Source organism: Mesorhizobium sp. WSM4871, assembly GCF_055811295.1.
Genome location: NZ_JBVVPU010000016.1, coordinates 133,936 through 147,286 on the forward strand (window position 1 = coordinate 133,936; position 13,351 = coordinate 147,286).

13 protein-coding genes and 1 tRNA gene are annotated in these 13,351 nt (G+C 62.9%); 6 read left to right on the top strand and 8 right to left on the bottom strand.

Features of this window, described 5'->3' with window-relative positions:
• Window positions 1–63 precede the first annotated feature (63 nt).
• Window positions 64–504, top strand: a complete 441-nt coding sequence (locus AC0L2H_RS28190) for a baeRF12 domain-containing protein (protein ID WP_473593292.1) — start codon at window positions 64–66, stop codon at window positions 502–504.
• A gap of 401 nt (window positions 505–905) precedes the next feature.
• On the opposite strand, the gene AC0L2H_RS28195 is transcribed toward AC0L2H_RS28190, so the two are convergent.
• Together AC0L2H_RS28195 and AC0L2H_RS28200 are read right to left on the bottom strand one after the other, a co-directional pair.
• Window positions 906–982: transfer RNA gene (locus AC0L2H_RS28195), tRNA-Arg, on the bottom strand.
• A gap of 84 nt (window positions 983–1,066) precedes the next feature.
• A complete protein-coding gene (locus tag AC0L2H_RS28200) occupies window positions 1,067–2,230 on the bottom strand; it encodes a M20 aminoacylase family protein (RefSeq protein ID WP_473593293.1) in 1,164 nt (387 codons plus the stop codon).
• A gap of 235 nt (window positions 2,231–2,465) precedes the next feature.
• On the opposite strand from AC0L2H_RS28200, the gene AC0L2H_RS28205 reads away from it, so the two are divergent.
• Both AC0L2H_RS28205 and AC0L2H_RS28210 read left to right on the top strand, forming a co-directional pair.
• Window positions 2,466–3,638 (top strand): D-alanyl-D-alanine carboxypeptidase family protein, encoded by a 1,173-nt coding sequence (locus AC0L2H_RS28205; RefSeq protein WP_473593294.1) that lies wholly within the window; start codon window positions 2,466–2,468, stop codon window positions 3,636–3,638.
• 4 nt (window positions 3,639–3,642) lie between these two features.
• The gene (locus AC0L2H_RS28210; RefSeq protein ID WP_473593295.1) at window positions 3,643–4,737 is read left to right on the top strand and encodes a CobW family GTP-binding protein; all 1,095 of its coding nucleotides are present in this window, start codon (window positions 3,643–3,645) and stop codon (window positions 4,735–4,737) included.
• 273 nt (window positions 4,738–5,010) lie between these two features.
• On the opposite strand, the gene AC0L2H_RS28215 is transcribed toward AC0L2H_RS28210, so the two are convergent.
• The 5 genes from AC0L2H_RS28215 to AC0L2H_RS28235 form a co-directional block, all read right to left on the bottom strand.
• The gene (locus AC0L2H_RS28215; protein WP_473593296.1) at window positions 5,011–5,253 is read right to left on the bottom strand and encodes a sulfurtransferase TusA family protein; all 243 of its coding nucleotides are present in this window, start codon (window positions 5,251–5,253) and stop codon (window positions 5,011–5,013) included.
• A gap of 10 nt (window positions 5,254–5,263) precedes the next feature.
• Window positions 5,264–6,589, bottom strand: coding sequence for a L,D-transpeptidase family protein (locus tag AC0L2H_RS28220; protein WP_473593297.1), 1,326 nt, complete (start codon window positions 6,587–6,589; stop codon window positions 5,264–5,266).
• Between the two features lie 220 nt (window positions 6,590–6,809).
• The gene (locus tag AC0L2H_RS28225; RefSeq protein WP_473593298.1) at window positions 6,810–7,760 is read right to left on the bottom strand and encodes an acetyl-CoA carboxylase carboxyltransferase subunit alpha; all 951 of its coding nucleotides are present in this window, start codon (window positions 7,758–7,760) and stop codon (window positions 6,810–6,812) included.
• A gap of 98 nt (window positions 7,761–7,858) precedes the next feature.
• Entirely contained in the window at window positions 7,859–8,776 is a 918-nt protein-coding gene (locus AC0L2H_RS28230) for a site-specific tyrosine recombinase XerD (RefSeq protein WP_473593299.1), read from the bottom strand.
• Between the two features lie 59 nt (window positions 8,777–8,835).
• Window positions 8,836–8,988: a histidine kinase gene (locus AC0L2H_RS28235; protein ID WP_473593324.1), complete on the bottom strand. Its 153-nt coding sequence runs from the start codon at window positions 8,986–8,988 to the stop codon at window positions 8,836–8,838.
• 172 nt (window positions 8,989–9,160) lie between these two features.
• On the opposite strand from AC0L2H_RS28235, the gene AC0L2H_RS28240 reads away from it, so the two are divergent.
• The 3 genes from AC0L2H_RS28240 to AC0L2H_RS28250 are packed head-to-tail and all read left to right on the top strand — an operon-like array spanning window position 9,161 to window position 11,789.
• The gene (locus AC0L2H_RS28240) at window positions 9,161–9,766 is read left to right on the top strand and encodes a shikimate kinase (RefSeq protein WP_473593300.1); all 606 of its coding nucleotides are present in this window, start codon (window positions 9,161–9,163) and stop codon (window positions 9,764–9,766) included.
• The gene (aroB, locus tag AC0L2H_RS28245; protein ID WP_473593301.1) at window positions 9,763–10,899 is read left to right on the top strand and encodes a 3-dehydroquinate synthase; all 1,137 of its coding nucleotides are present in this window, start codon (window positions 9,763–9,765) and stop codon (window positions 10,897–10,899) included. The genes AC0L2H_RS28240 and aroB overlap by 4 nt, the downstream gene beginning before the upstream one ends.
• Complete coding sequence (locus AC0L2H_RS28250) at window positions 10,896–11,789, top strand: HlyC/CorC family transporter (protein ID WP_473593302.1); 894 nt, start codon at window positions 10,896–10,898, stop codon at window positions 11,787–11,789. Before aroB ends, AC0L2H_RS28250 begins: the two co-directional genes overlap by 4 nt.
• 19 nt (window positions 11,790–11,808) lie before the next feature.
• On the opposite strand, the gene AC0L2H_RS28255 is transcribed toward AC0L2H_RS28250, so the two are convergent.
• A complete protein-coding gene (locus AC0L2H_RS28255) occupies window positions 11,809–13,350 on the bottom strand; it encodes a SpoVR family protein (RefSeq protein WP_473593303.1) in 1,542 nt (513 codons plus the stop codon).
• Window position 13,351: the final 1 nt, after the last annotated feature.

A 13,351-nucleotide genomic window follows, 5' to 3' on the forward strand; every position in this document is an offset into this window, starting at 1 on the left:
ACGAGTTCGATGCGGCGACTTCATCGGTGGCCGCTGCGTCGCCAACGATGGCCAGAGACTGCATTGGATATTGATCCGCACGTCAAAGGAGAAAACAACATGATTTTGACCAATGGTACCCTCGTCGCGGTGGCCGACGGCGACAAGCTGCGTCTGTTCCGCAACAAAGGTCACGAACCTCGGATCGACCTGGTCGAAATGCCCGAGCCGGAGCTGCACCTGGCGAACACTGGCTCGGGCGGCAGGCATCGCAGCTCCACCGCCAATCCTGACGACTCCCGCCTGCGGGAAGACGACTTGGCCGCAGCCGTGGCTGCCTATCTCAATCGCGAGGCGCTGACGGACGCATTCGAGCATGTCGTCGTGATCGCCGATCCGCGCACGCTGGGTGAGCTGCGCAGGCACTTTCAGGCTCCGTTGAGAGCAAAGCTGATGGGCGAGCTGGCCAAGGATCTCGCGAAACATTCCACCGAGGCCATTGCCGGTGCATTGGCCGCAGCTTGAGTCTCCGTTCAGATCATCGACCAAACCTGCTGATCTCGACCATCGCCGAGAGGCTTTTGCATGGCGACTTTGGGTGGATTGGCCGTCACCAAGAGGGCGGGGTGAGTGGATGCCGGCGGCACGCTAGAGCCGGATGATTTCAGGTCAAGTCGATCTGAAATCTGAATCCGGCTCCAAATCAAAGAGATAGAGCATGATGTCGTCCGAAAACCGCTTCACACTTCTAGGCATCATGCTCTAGCAAAGCGATTAGGAACATCCGTAAGCTGGCGCCTCGCTTCGCAACGGATTGCGCCACTTCGTTCTTGCAACATGTGTGGCCAGAGTCCGTTGGTCTACGAAATTCTCCGTACCAATTTCGCAAAAATTTCGGCGTGATTTGCCTAAGGTTTTGAAAACATTGGTGATCCCGACAGGAATCGAACCTGTGACCTACAGATTAGGAATCTGCCGCTCTATCCTACTGAGCTACGGGACCACGCGGCCCGACACATAACCGCTTCGGGGCGGTTCGCCAAGAGGCGGACTGAGGCAATTATGCCGCGCCGCCCGATGCCGCCAGCTACGCCGCCAGCGCAGTCTCCGCGAGCTTCACCCAGTAACTCATGCCGTGCGGGATGACCTCGTCGTTGAAGTCGTAGGCCGGGTGGTGAAGACCGGCGGTCTCGCCATTGCCGATGAAGATGAAGGCGCCGGGCCGGGCTTCCAGCATATAGGAGAAATCCTCGCCGCCCATCACCGGCTGGATGGCACGGTGCACCTGGGCGTCGCCGGCTATCCCTGCCGCGACATCGCTGGCAAAGACCGTTTCTTCCGCATGGTTGAAGGTGACGGGATAGTTGGCGTTGTAATCGACCTCGATCGTTGCGCCGAAGGCCGTGGCCACCCCCTGGCAAATGGTGCGGATGCGTTCCTCGGACTTCTTGGCGATTTCCTTCTTCAGCGTGCGCACGGTGCCGGCGATCTCGGCGCTCTCCGGAATGACGTTATAGGCATCGCCGGCGTGGAATTTCGTCACCGACACCACGACCGCCTCGACCGGATCGGTGCTGCGCGAGGCGATCGTCTGCAGCGCGCCGACCAACTGGCTGGTGATGACAATCGGGTCGATCGTGCCGTGCGGCATTGCCGCATGGCCGCCGCGGCCCTTGACGGTAATGGTGAATTCGGCGGTCGCCGCCATGATCGGGCCCGGCCTGATGGCGAACTGTCCGACCGGCAGGCCCGGCATGTTGTGCATGCCGAACACTTTGGAGATGTCGAAGCGGTCCATCATGCCGTCCTTGACCATCTCATTGCCGCCGCCGCCGCCCTCTTCGGCGGGCTGGAAGATCACCGCGACGGAACCGGTGAAATTGCGGGTCTCGGCAAGATACTTTGCGGCGCCCAGCAGCATCGCGGTGTGGCCGTCGTGGCCGCAGGCGTGCATCTTGCCCGGAACGGTCGAGGCGTAGGTTTTGCCGGTGATCTCGTTGATCGGCAACGCATCCATATCGGCGCGCAGCCCGATGGTCGCGCCGTCGCCCTGGCGACCGCGGATGATGCCGACGACGCCGGTCTTGCCGAGCCCGGTCACCACTTCGTCACAGCCGAATGCCCTGAGCTTGTCGGTGACGAAAGCCGCGGTCTTGAAGACGTCGAAATTCAGCTCTGGCGTCTGGTGCAAATGGCGGCGCCAGCCGGCGACCTCGTCCTGCATTTCGGCGGCGCGGTTCAGGATTGGCATGATGGTTCCATCTTGGCTTGTTGGAGCAGGCAGGTTGCGCCTGCTGTTTTGCTATTATGCCTGTTCGTTTACAATTGTCATTCAGGCGCTTTGCCATCTTGACGTCACATAGGGTAAATAGCACCGCAAACACTATTGTCCGGGTTGAGGGATCGGACCATCATGCTGGCAATCGCGTAACGAAATCTTACGGAGCCAGGGGCGACTACGGCAAGAGGCGATTTCGGATTACACCATGCGCTACAGGCATTTCCCTGGAATTTTGTTGGCGGGCGCCGTGGCGCTTGCAATGTTGGCCGGACCGGCTCTGGCCAATCCGACAATCGTGTTCGACCTGAAGAGCGGCAAGATTCTCCAGCACCAGGATGCTTTCAAGCGCTGGTATCCAGCGTCGCTGACCAAGCTGATGACCGCCTATGTGACGTTTCGTGCGATCGCGGCCGGTGAGGTCCAGCTCGATTCGCCGATCAAGGTGACGAAGCATTCCGCGGGCGAACCGCCGAGCAAGATGGGCTTCAAGCCAGGTTCGGTCATGCGGCTCGACAATGCGCTGAAGATGATGCTGGTCAAATCGGCCAACGATATTGCCATGGCTGTCGGCGAGAATGTCGGCGGTTCGCAAGCCGCTTTCGCCGAACGCATGAACGCCGAGGCGCGCCGGCTCGGCATGACCGGATCGCATTTCGTCAATCCGAACGGGCTTTATTCGCCGGAGCAATATACGACGGCGCGCGACCTCGCTTTGCTGGTGATGGCGATACGCAAGGACTTTCCGCAATATGTTCCCTGGTTCTCGATCGAGGGCCTGGCCGTCGGCAAGAAGCAGATTGCGAACTACAATCTCCTGATCGGCCGCTATCCCGGCGCCGACGGCATGAAGACGGGTTTCGTCTGCTCCTCGGGCTTCAACATGATCGGCTCGGCAACGCGCAACGGCCGCACGCTGGTCGCCGTGGTGCTCGGCGAACAGTCCGCCGTCAGCCGCGCCGAGACGGCGGCCAGACTGCTCGACCAGGGTTTTGCGACGTCCCAGCCGAACTGGGTCACGATCGCGGCGCTGCCCGCCTATGGCGACACGACGTCGGTCAACGACCTGCGCGACGAGCTTTGCACGAAGAAGCCGCCCGAGGCGCAATCGGAGGCAGCAGCGCCTGTCGGCGACAAGGAAGTGCCGAAGTCTCCCTACCAGGAAAAGCTCGACCATGTGCCGACATTGGTCGCCGTCGGCCTTGGCGGCGCCACCGGGCCGAAGCCGAGGGCCATGCTCGATGAGACCGGCCAGGAATATGCCGATGTGCCGCTGCCGACCTGGCGCCCCGATGTGCCGCCGCCGCCCGGTGCCGAGCCGACGGTGGCCGGCTCCTCCACCGCTGCCCAGGGCGACGAGCCAGCCAAGGTCTTGAACTAGGCCAATGGCCGGCTTTCCCATCCCCGTCTCGGTGCTGACCGGTTTTCTCGGCGCCGGCAAGACGACTCTGCTCAACCGGCTGCTCAGGGATCCCGCGCTCGCCGATACGGCGGTCATCATCAACGAGTTCGGCGAGGTGGCGATCGACCATCTCCTGGTCGAGCAGGCCTCCGACGGCATCATCCAGCTTTCCGACGGCTGCCTCTGCTGCACGGTGCGCGGCGAACTGGTCGACACGCTGGCCGACCTCGTCGACCGGCTGCAGACCGGCCGCATCGCCCGGCTTGCCCGCGTCGTCATCGAAACCACCGGCCTTGCCGATCCGGCGCCGGTGCTGCAGTCGATCATGGCGCATCCGGCGCTGGTCCAGGCCTTCCGGCTTGACGGCGTCATCACGCTGGTCGACGCGGTCAACGGCAATGCGACGCTCGACGATCATGTCGAGGCGGTCAAGCAGGTGGCCGTCGCCGACCGCATCGTGCTGACCAAGATCGACCTGGCCGCCGATCCTCGCGAGGTCGAGGCGCTGAAAGCCCGGCTGCGGCAGATCAATCCGGGTGCGCAAGTGCTCGATGTTGGCGACACAAGCACAGGCGTGGCGGCGCTGTTTGATTGCGGCCTCTACAATCCGGCCACCAAATCCGCCGATGTTCAGCGCTGGCTGGGAGAAGAGGCGCATCACGATCATGATCATGGCGACCACGATCATGACGAGCATGACCATCGGCACGATTCCCGGGTGCGCTCCTATTCGCTCGTCCATGATGAACCGGTGCCGTTTTCGGCGATCGAGATGTTCCTCGACCTGCTGCGCTCGGCGCATGGCGAGCGCCTGCTGCGCATGAAGGGCGTCATCGAGCTCGGGGAAGACCCGTCGCGACCGCTGGTCATTCACGGAGTGCAGAAGATCCTGCATCCGCCTGTGCAACTGTCGTCCTGGCCGGACGGCCAGCGCGGCACGCGGCTGGTGCTGATCACGCTCGACATGCCGGAAGATTATGTGCGGCGGCTGTTCGCGGCCTTCACCAACAAGCCGTCGATCGACACTCCGGATCGTGCGGCGCTGGAAGACAACCCGCTGGCGATTGCCGGGCGGTAGGCTTTTCGTTCAGCGTTGGTGATTGGCGAAAGCCGAAGCGACAGCCAATCTCCCCGTGAACGGCAGGGCAATCGCGTATGGATTTTTTGCGAAGAGGACCCCCACCCTAACCCTCCCCACAAGGGGGAGGGAACGCTGCCGCACGCCTTTACTTCCCTCTTTGGCGTCGAAAGAGAAGACAATTTGCCGTGGTCAGCGCCAGCGGAAGTCTCCCTCCCCCTTGTGGGGAGGGGTTAGGGGTGGGGGTAATCGTAGAGCGAAGGCCTTGGCTTTTCATCTGCGATTGCCGCCGCGCTCTACCAGAAAGCGATGGCCGCCGGAAACCGCTGCCGTTTCGACCAATTGATGACCGGCGTCCGAGCAGAAGGCGGGGATGTCGATGACCGCGAGCGGGTCGGTGGTCTCGAGCCAGAGCCGGCTGCCTGGCGCCATGGCGGCCAGCCGTTTCTTCGCCTTGAGCACGGGCAGGGGACAGTTCAGCCCTTTGAGGTCGTAAACGACAGCGCGCTTGGTCAAGGCGAGGCTCTCAGCCGCCGAACATGCCGAGCAGTTTGTTCTTCAGCTTTGTTACCCTGCCTTCATCGGCATTCGCCGCCTGCGTCTCGGCCGCGGCGGCCTCAGGCGGCGCAATAGTCGCGGTCGCGACAGGCGCTTCGGCGGCGGTCCTGGCCTCCTCCTCTTCCGCCAGAGAATTAATCCTGGCCGTTTCCTTTTCGGCCAGAGCCTGCGCCTTGGCCGCCTCTTTCTCGGCCTTCGCGGCTTCCACGGCGGCAAGCTTCTGTTGTTCGGCCTTCTGCTTGGCGGCTTTTTCCGCGTCGATCGCGGCCATCTTGCGACCGGCCGGCGAATCGATGCGGCCCATGCGCGCCGTCTCGCTCACCGAGCCGTCGGCGTTGAGCGACGGCGGCTCGATCGGCACGCGCTCGCCGCGGGCGCGGCGTTTCGACCAATCGGAAACGATGCTGGCTTCCTTGATGCCGGCAATCGTCGGCCTGGGCGCCGGCACCGAGGCCTTGACCGCGCCATTGAAGGCCGCGTCATAGGTGCTTTGGTAGGCGCTGTAGGCGGTTTTCAGCGAATCAGGCTGCGTCGTCGCGGGGCAGGCGCCGGTCGGATTGAATGTCGCGCCATCGGCCGCCACCTGGTTGAAGACATACCGCTTCTCGCAGACATCGACCTTCGGCGGCACCTTGGTGATCTCGAAATTGTCGTAGCCGACCTTCAGCATCTTCCAGAAGTCGTAGTTCGGGTCCTTGCGATAGCGCGCCATGTTGGCGGCGGTCATGCGGAACGGAAAGGCCTGGATCTGGAACTCAGTCTGGCCGCCCTGGAAGGCGTCCCGACCAAAGGCGTAGATCTGCTCGATCTGCGCGTCGGTCATCGAATAACAGCCCGACGACGAGCAGGCGCCGTGGACCATCAGATTGGAACCGGTGCGGCCATTGGCGCGGTCGTAGGCGTTGGGATAGCCGATATTGAAGGAAAGATGGTAGCTCGACCTCGGATTCATCTGCGCCGGGCGGACCGTATAGAAGCCCTCCGGCGCCTGGCGGTCGCCCTCGGTGTATTTCGGCCCGAGCTTGCCCGACCATTTGCAGATATCGTAGCTGGCGACCATGTCGTAGCGGCCGTTGGTCTTGGCCTTCCAGATCTCGAGCTTGCCCTCTTCCTTGAAGATGCGGGCCAACACCGGCGAGGTGCGGGCCATTCCCTTGGCCCTCATGTCGGCCAATATCTTGTCCGGCAACGGCTTGTTGGCCGAGGGGGCGAAGTCCTTCATTGAAGAATCATTGCAGCCGGCGACGCCTAGGGCGGCGATCAGAAGTCCGGTGCGGGCGAGCTTGGCAAACATGGATGTCGCTATGTCTTCATCTTTTTGGACCGCAGCCTCAGGCGCTGCAAGGTCCGCATGCTGAACATTGACGGACCCTAAGCCCGTTAAGCCTAATAAATTCCTTACCGCAAGCGCTGGACCCATTCCCCCACGGCAATCTGATTGAACCGAATGCAAAGGCAATTTTGTGGCGAAAGCGCCCAATCTCGCCACATTGCGGCACTGAAACCAGCTCAAACTAAAGGTTGCGGCCCATCGACAGGTATTTCTCGCGGCGCTGCTCGCGAAAATCGATGTTGGCGCCGGAAAACTCCTTCATCGTCCTGGCGATGAGGTCGCCGGTCGAGGCAATCACGGTTTCCGGGGCACGATGGGCGCCGCCGAGCGGCTCGGGAATGATGGCGTCGATGATCTTCAGTTCCAGAAGATCCTGGGCGGTGATCTTCATGTTGGTCGCCGCATCCTTCGAGCGGGTGGTGTCGCGCCACAGGATCGAAGCCGCACCCTCCGGCGAGATCACCGAATAGATGGCGTGTTCGAGCATGTAGACGCGATTTGCGGTGGCAATCGCAATAGCGCCGCCCGAGCCGCCTTCGCCGATGACCACCGAGATCGACGGCACTTTCAGGCCGAGGCAGGCCGAGGTCGAGCGGGCGATGGCTTCCGCCTGGCCGCGCTCCTCGGCGCCGACGCCGGGATAGGCGCCTGCGGTGTCGACCAGCGTCAAGAGCGGGATCTTGAAGCGGTCGGCGAGTTCCATCAGCCGCACCGCCTTGCGGTAGCCCTCCGGCCGCACCGAGCCGAAATTATGCTTGAGGCGGCTCGCCGTGTCCGAGCCCTTTTCCTGGCCGATGATCGCCACCGGCTCGCCGCGGAAACGGGCGAAGCCGCCGACGATCGCCTGGTCCTCGCCGAAATTGCGATCGCCGGCCAGCGGCGTGAAATCGCTGAACAGGGCCTTGATGTAGTCGACGCAATGCGGCCTGTCGGGATGGCGCGCCACCTGCACCTTCTGCCATGGCGTCAGGGCCTTGTAGGCGTCGCGCAGCGCATCGCGCGAACGCTTCTCGAGACGGCTGATCTCGTCGCCGACATCGACCGCCTCGCCATTCTCGGCAAGCTTCTTCAGCTCGAGGATCTTGCCTTCGAGATCCTGGACCGGCTTTTCGAAATCGAGGTAATTATACATTCTTGGGCGGACCGATAGACCGGAAGGCAATGACTGACGGACCCTTGAAATCAAGGCTCCGAGCGGCGAAACGTCGTCCTCACATAGCGATATGGCGCCTAGTCGGCAAGCGGATGATGGTCGTTGACCAGCCGGACCAGGCGCTCCTCCAGCACATGCGTGTAAATCTGCGTCGTTGAAATATCGGCATGGCCGAGCAACTGCTGCACGGCCCGGAGATCGGCGCCATTCTGCAGGAGATGGCTGGCGAAAGCATGGCGCAGCACATGCGGCGATATTTTCGCCGCTGAAATGCCGGCCCTGGCGGCGAGGCCTTTCAGGTCGCGGGCAAAGACCTGCCTGGAGAGATAGCCGCTGTCGCTTGCCGCCGGAAACAGGAACGGGCTATCGGCGAAGGCCGGCACCGTGGCCCGGGCTGCGAGCCAGGCCCGCATCGCGCTGCGCGCCTTGGCCGACAGCGGCACCATGCGTTCCTTGTCGCCCTTGCCGCGCACCATGAAGAAGCGGTCGTCGCGCTGCGCCACCGTCACCGGCAGGCCGACCAGTTCGGAAACGCGTAGGCCCGTGGCATAGAGCACCTCGACCAGCGCATGCAGGCGCAGCGCCGCCAAGTCGTCGCCGTCGCCGGGCGAGGCATCCCTTGCCTCCTCGGCCGCCCGGTCGATCAGCCGGCCGGTATCGGCCTCGCTCATCGTTTTGGGCAGCGGCCGGCCCTTCTTCGGGCTGTCCAGCGTTCCGGTGGGGTCGTCGCCGCGCAGGCCCTCGGCATAGAGGAACTTGAAGAACTGGCGGATCGCCGACAGTTTGCGCGCCTGCGAGGTGGCGGCAAAGCCACGCGCGGCGATGTCATCGAGATAGGCGCGGATATCGGCGGCACCGGCGGCCGCCAGCCCGCCACCGATCCCGGCCGAGGCGTTTTCGAGGTCGCGGCGATAGGACGAAAGCGTGTTTTCGGCCGCGCCCCGCTCGGCGCTCATCATTTCGAGAAAGGCTTCGATGCGGGCCGCGCTGTTCATTGCTTTTGGTCGGTTTTTCTCTTGGGTTCGGTTTTCTGTGGGTTCAGTTTTCTGGGGGTTCAGTTTTTCTGGGGGTTCAGCTTTTCCGGGGGAATGCGCACGCTCATCTCGGTCTTTCTCGGCTCGACGAACATCGCCAATGCGAACATTGCACCATAGACAATGCCGGCCAGAATCGTGAGCGTCACGACAAAGCGGAACAGTGTCGGCATCAATTTTCGCCCGTCTTTTTGTTTTGCGTTTCCAAACCCTGTGCCCTTATGTGACGCCAATCCGGCCAATTCAAGGACGGAACTCGCACGACGCCGGACGACCGCCGCGCTTGACGCAAACAGGCTTTTGATGTCGATACCCGGCAAAGAGGCTTGGAAATATCGCTGTGTCATGAACGCGCTGCCAGCAAATCCTCCCGATGAGAGCCATGCCGCGCTGCTTGGCCTGTTGGGCAACCGATCCATCGTCTTTGTGGGCCTGATGGGCGCCGGCAAGACGGCGATCGGCCGCAAGGTGGCGACGATGCTGGGATTGCCCTTCATCGACAGCGACCAGGAGATCGAAAGCGTGTCGCGCATGAGCGTGCCCGAACTGTTCGAACGCTACGGCGAAACCGAGTTCCGGGCGCTGGAGCAGCGCGTCATCCTGCGCGTGCTGGAACACGGCCCGCAGGTGCTGTCGACCGGCGGCGGCGCCTTCATGAATGCGCAGACGCGGGAGGCCATTGCCGGCCATGGCGTATCGGTATGGCTGAAGGCCGAGATCGACCTGTTGATGGAGCGCGTTTCCAAGAAGCAGAACCGGCCGCTCCTGAAAAGCGCCGATCCGCGCGCTGTGCTCGAGCGGTTGATGGCCGAGCGTTATCCGGTCTACGCCGCCGCCAATGTCACGGTGTCGACCCGCGACGACCGAAAGGAGGTCATCGCGGCCGAGGTGCTGGACGCGCTTTGCGGCCATTTCGGCGTTGCAGCCGTGACGGGCGAGGTGCGGTCGTGAGCGCGGATACAGTCACCGTCGAGGTCGGGCTTGGCGAGCGCGCCTACGATATACTGATCGGTCCGGGGATGCTTGAACGCTCCGGCACGGAGATTGCGCGGCGCTTGCCGGGCACGCGCGCCGCGGTGGTCACCGACGACAATGTCGCCGCGGCACATCTCGAAACGCTGAGGGTCGGCCTCGAAAAGGGCGGCATCCAGAGCGCCGTCATCACGCTGCCGGCGGGCGAGAAGACCAAGAGCTTTGCGCATCTCGAGGATGTGGTGGACGGCGTGCTGGCCGCGAGACTCGAGCGCGGCGATGTCGTCATCGCGCTCGGCGGCGGCGTCATCGGCGACCTAGCCGGCTTTGCCGCCGGCATCGTGCGGCGCGGGATGAATTTCGTGCAGGTGCCGACGTCGCTGCTCGCCCAGGTCGATTCCTCGGTCGGCGGCAAGACCGGCATCAACAGCGCGCGCGGCAAGAACCTCGTCGGCGTCTTCCACCAGCCGAAGCTGGTGCTGGCCGACACCGAGGTGCTCGACACGCTGCCGATCCGCGAATTCCGCGCCGGCTACGCCGAGCTCGCCAAATACGGGCTTATCGATCGCCCGGACTTCTTCGCCTGGCTGGAGGAGAACTGGCGCGAGGTGTTTGCCGGTGGCCCGGCGCGGGCCAAGGCCATCGCCGAGGCCTGCCGCGCCAAGGCCGATGTCGTCGCTCGCGACGAATTCGAGACCGGCGACCGCGCGTTGCTCAATCTCGGCCACACGTTCGGCCACGCGCTCGAGGCCGCCACGCACTATGACGGCGCCCGGCTCGTGCATGGCGAAGGCGTCGCCATCGGCATGGCGCTGGCGCACCGTTTTTCGTCACGCCTCAACCTGGCGAGCCCCGACGATGCGGCGCGGGTCGAGGCGCACCTTCGCACCGTGGGCCTGCCCTGGCGCATGGCCGACATATCAGGCGAATTGCCCGATGCCGAGGCGCTGCTGTCCTTCATCGCCCAGGACAAGAAGGTCTCGCGCGGCGCGCTGACCTTCATCCTGACGCGTGGCGTCGGCCAGGCCTTCATCGCCAAGGATGTGCCCGCGTCGGAAGTGCTGTCGTTCCTAAGGGAGAACCATCCGGGCTCAGCGGAAAGCAGGATATGAGCGAGACCGGCTGGATCGTCGCTGCTATCCTTGCCGGGCTTGGCCTGCTGGCGTTCGCCTTCCGCGCGGGCCTGCTCGCGGCCTTCGGCTATGAATTGCAGCGCATCGAGCCGCAGCGTTCGGCCCATGACGAATTGCGCGGCGCCGTCGATGATTTCCGCCGCGACGGCCAGGTGGTTCGCGAGGATCGCGACCGCATCGGCGGCCTGTTCGACCTCGCCGAGCTCGAAGTGTCCGATGTTATGGTCCACCGCACCAACATGCGCTCGGTCAATGCCGACAATCCATCGGAAGCGGTGGTGCGCGAGATCCTGCAGAGTCCGCATACCCGCATGCCGTTGTGGAAAGGCTCGCTCGACAATATCGTCGGCGTGCTGCACGCCAAGGACCTGCTGCGCGCGCTGAACGATGTCGGCAACGACTTTTCCAGGATCGACGTGATGAAGATCGCGTCAAAGCCGTGGTTCGTGCCCGACACCACGACGTTGCAGGAACAGCTCAACGCCTTCCTGCGCCGCAAGGCGCATTTCGCGATAGTCGTCGACGAATATGGCGAGGTCGAGGGGCTGGTGACGCTGGAGGACATCATCGAAGAGATCGTCGGGGAGATCGCTGACGAGCATGATATCGAGATCCAGGGCGTCAAGCAGGAGGCCGATGGTTCGGTCGTCGTCGACGGCACTGTGCCGATCCGCGATCTGAACCGGGCGCTCGACTGGAACCTGCCGGACGAGGAAGCCACCACCATTGCCGGTCTCGTCATCCACGAGACGCAGTCGATTCCGGAGGAGAAACAGGCGTTTACCTTCCACGGCAAGCGCTTCGTCGTGATGAAGCGCGACAAGAACCGGATTGCAAGATTGCGGATTCGCCCCGCCGGTGAAAGTTAGCCGCAGTGGGTTCCGGCTCTTAAAATTCCTTGGTCGAGCGTTCGCTCAGCGTTGCGCCCGTTTCGGCATCGACCGCCGCCAGGCTGACTTCATAACCCCAGAGGCTGCGAATATGGCGGAGCGTGGCGTCGCGGCTGTCACCCTCAAGCACGATGCCGTCCTTCACCTTGTGCTGCAGTCGCAACTGCCGGTCGCCGAGCAGGTCCACATCCACCACCTGGATGTCGGGCCGGGTCGCGCCCACGTCGTAGCTGTGGGCCAGCGCGGCACGTATCTTGTCGTAGCCACGCTCGTTGTGGATCGATGCGACCTCATAGTGCGGCTGGCCGGCGCCGTCGTCGAGGACAAAGAGCCGCCATTTCCGCATCAAGGTCGGGCTAAGATACTGGCGGATGAAGGATTCGTCGCGGTGATTGGCCCAGGCGTCGAGCAGGACCTCGCGCCAGGCGCCGCAACCGGCGATGTCGGGGAACCAGTCGCGGTCTTCCGCCGTCGGCTCGGTCGAGATGCGCTTTATGTCCTGCATCATGTCGAGGCCAAGGGCGTAGGGGTTGATCCCGGAAAATCGCGGATCGTCGAAGGCCGGCTGGAAGATCACATTCGAATGGTTGCGCAGGATTTCGAGCATGGCGCCTTCGCTGATCCGGCCACGCTCGAACAGCATGTTCATCAGCGTATAATGCACGAAAGTGGCGCAGCCTTCATTCATCACCTGAGTTTGCCGCTGCGGATAAAAATACTGCGCTACGGCACGCACGATCCTGATGATCTCGCGCTGCCAAGGCTCGAGGATGAGGCTGTTTTTCTCCAGGAAATAGAGCAGGTTTTCCTCTGGCAGATTGAGCGATTTCTTCCGCTCCGCCACGCCTTTCGCTTCGGCCTTGCCCGCCGCGCCCTGCGAAAGCGGCAGCGTCCGCCACAGATCGTTGTAGGAGCGCTCCTCATATTCGAGGCGCTCGCGAAGCCCTTCGCGCTGCCGCTCCGACGACAGTTTCGGCGGCCGATGATAGCGGAATACGCCCTGCTCCATCAGCGCGTGCGCCGCATCGAGGATGGCCTCGACGGCGGCCAGGCCATGCCGTTCCTCGCACCGGGCGATGTAGCCCTTGGCGAAGTCCAGATAGCTCAGTATGCCTGCGGCGTCCGTCCACTGCCGGAAGAGGTGATTGTTCTTGAAGAAATGGTTGTGTCCCAGCGCGGCATGGGCAGTCACCAAGGCCTGCAGCGGCAAAGTGTTTTCTTCCATCAGGTAGACGATGCAGGGGTCGGAGTTGATGACCAATTCATAGGCCAGGCCGCGTCCGCCCTTGCGGTAGAGAAGTTCGTTGTAGAGGAAATGCTTGCCGAACGACCAGTGCCGGTACATCAGCGGCATGCCGACCGATGAGTAGGCGTCGAGCATCTGCTCGGAGGAGATGATCTCCATCTGCACCGGATAGGTATCGAGATGAAGCTCCTCGATCGCCAGCGCTTCGATCTCGTCATGGATACGCGACAGTTTCTTGAAATCCCAGTCGGAGCCGGAGAACAGCAACCCGGATTTGTCGGCTTGACTGACCATC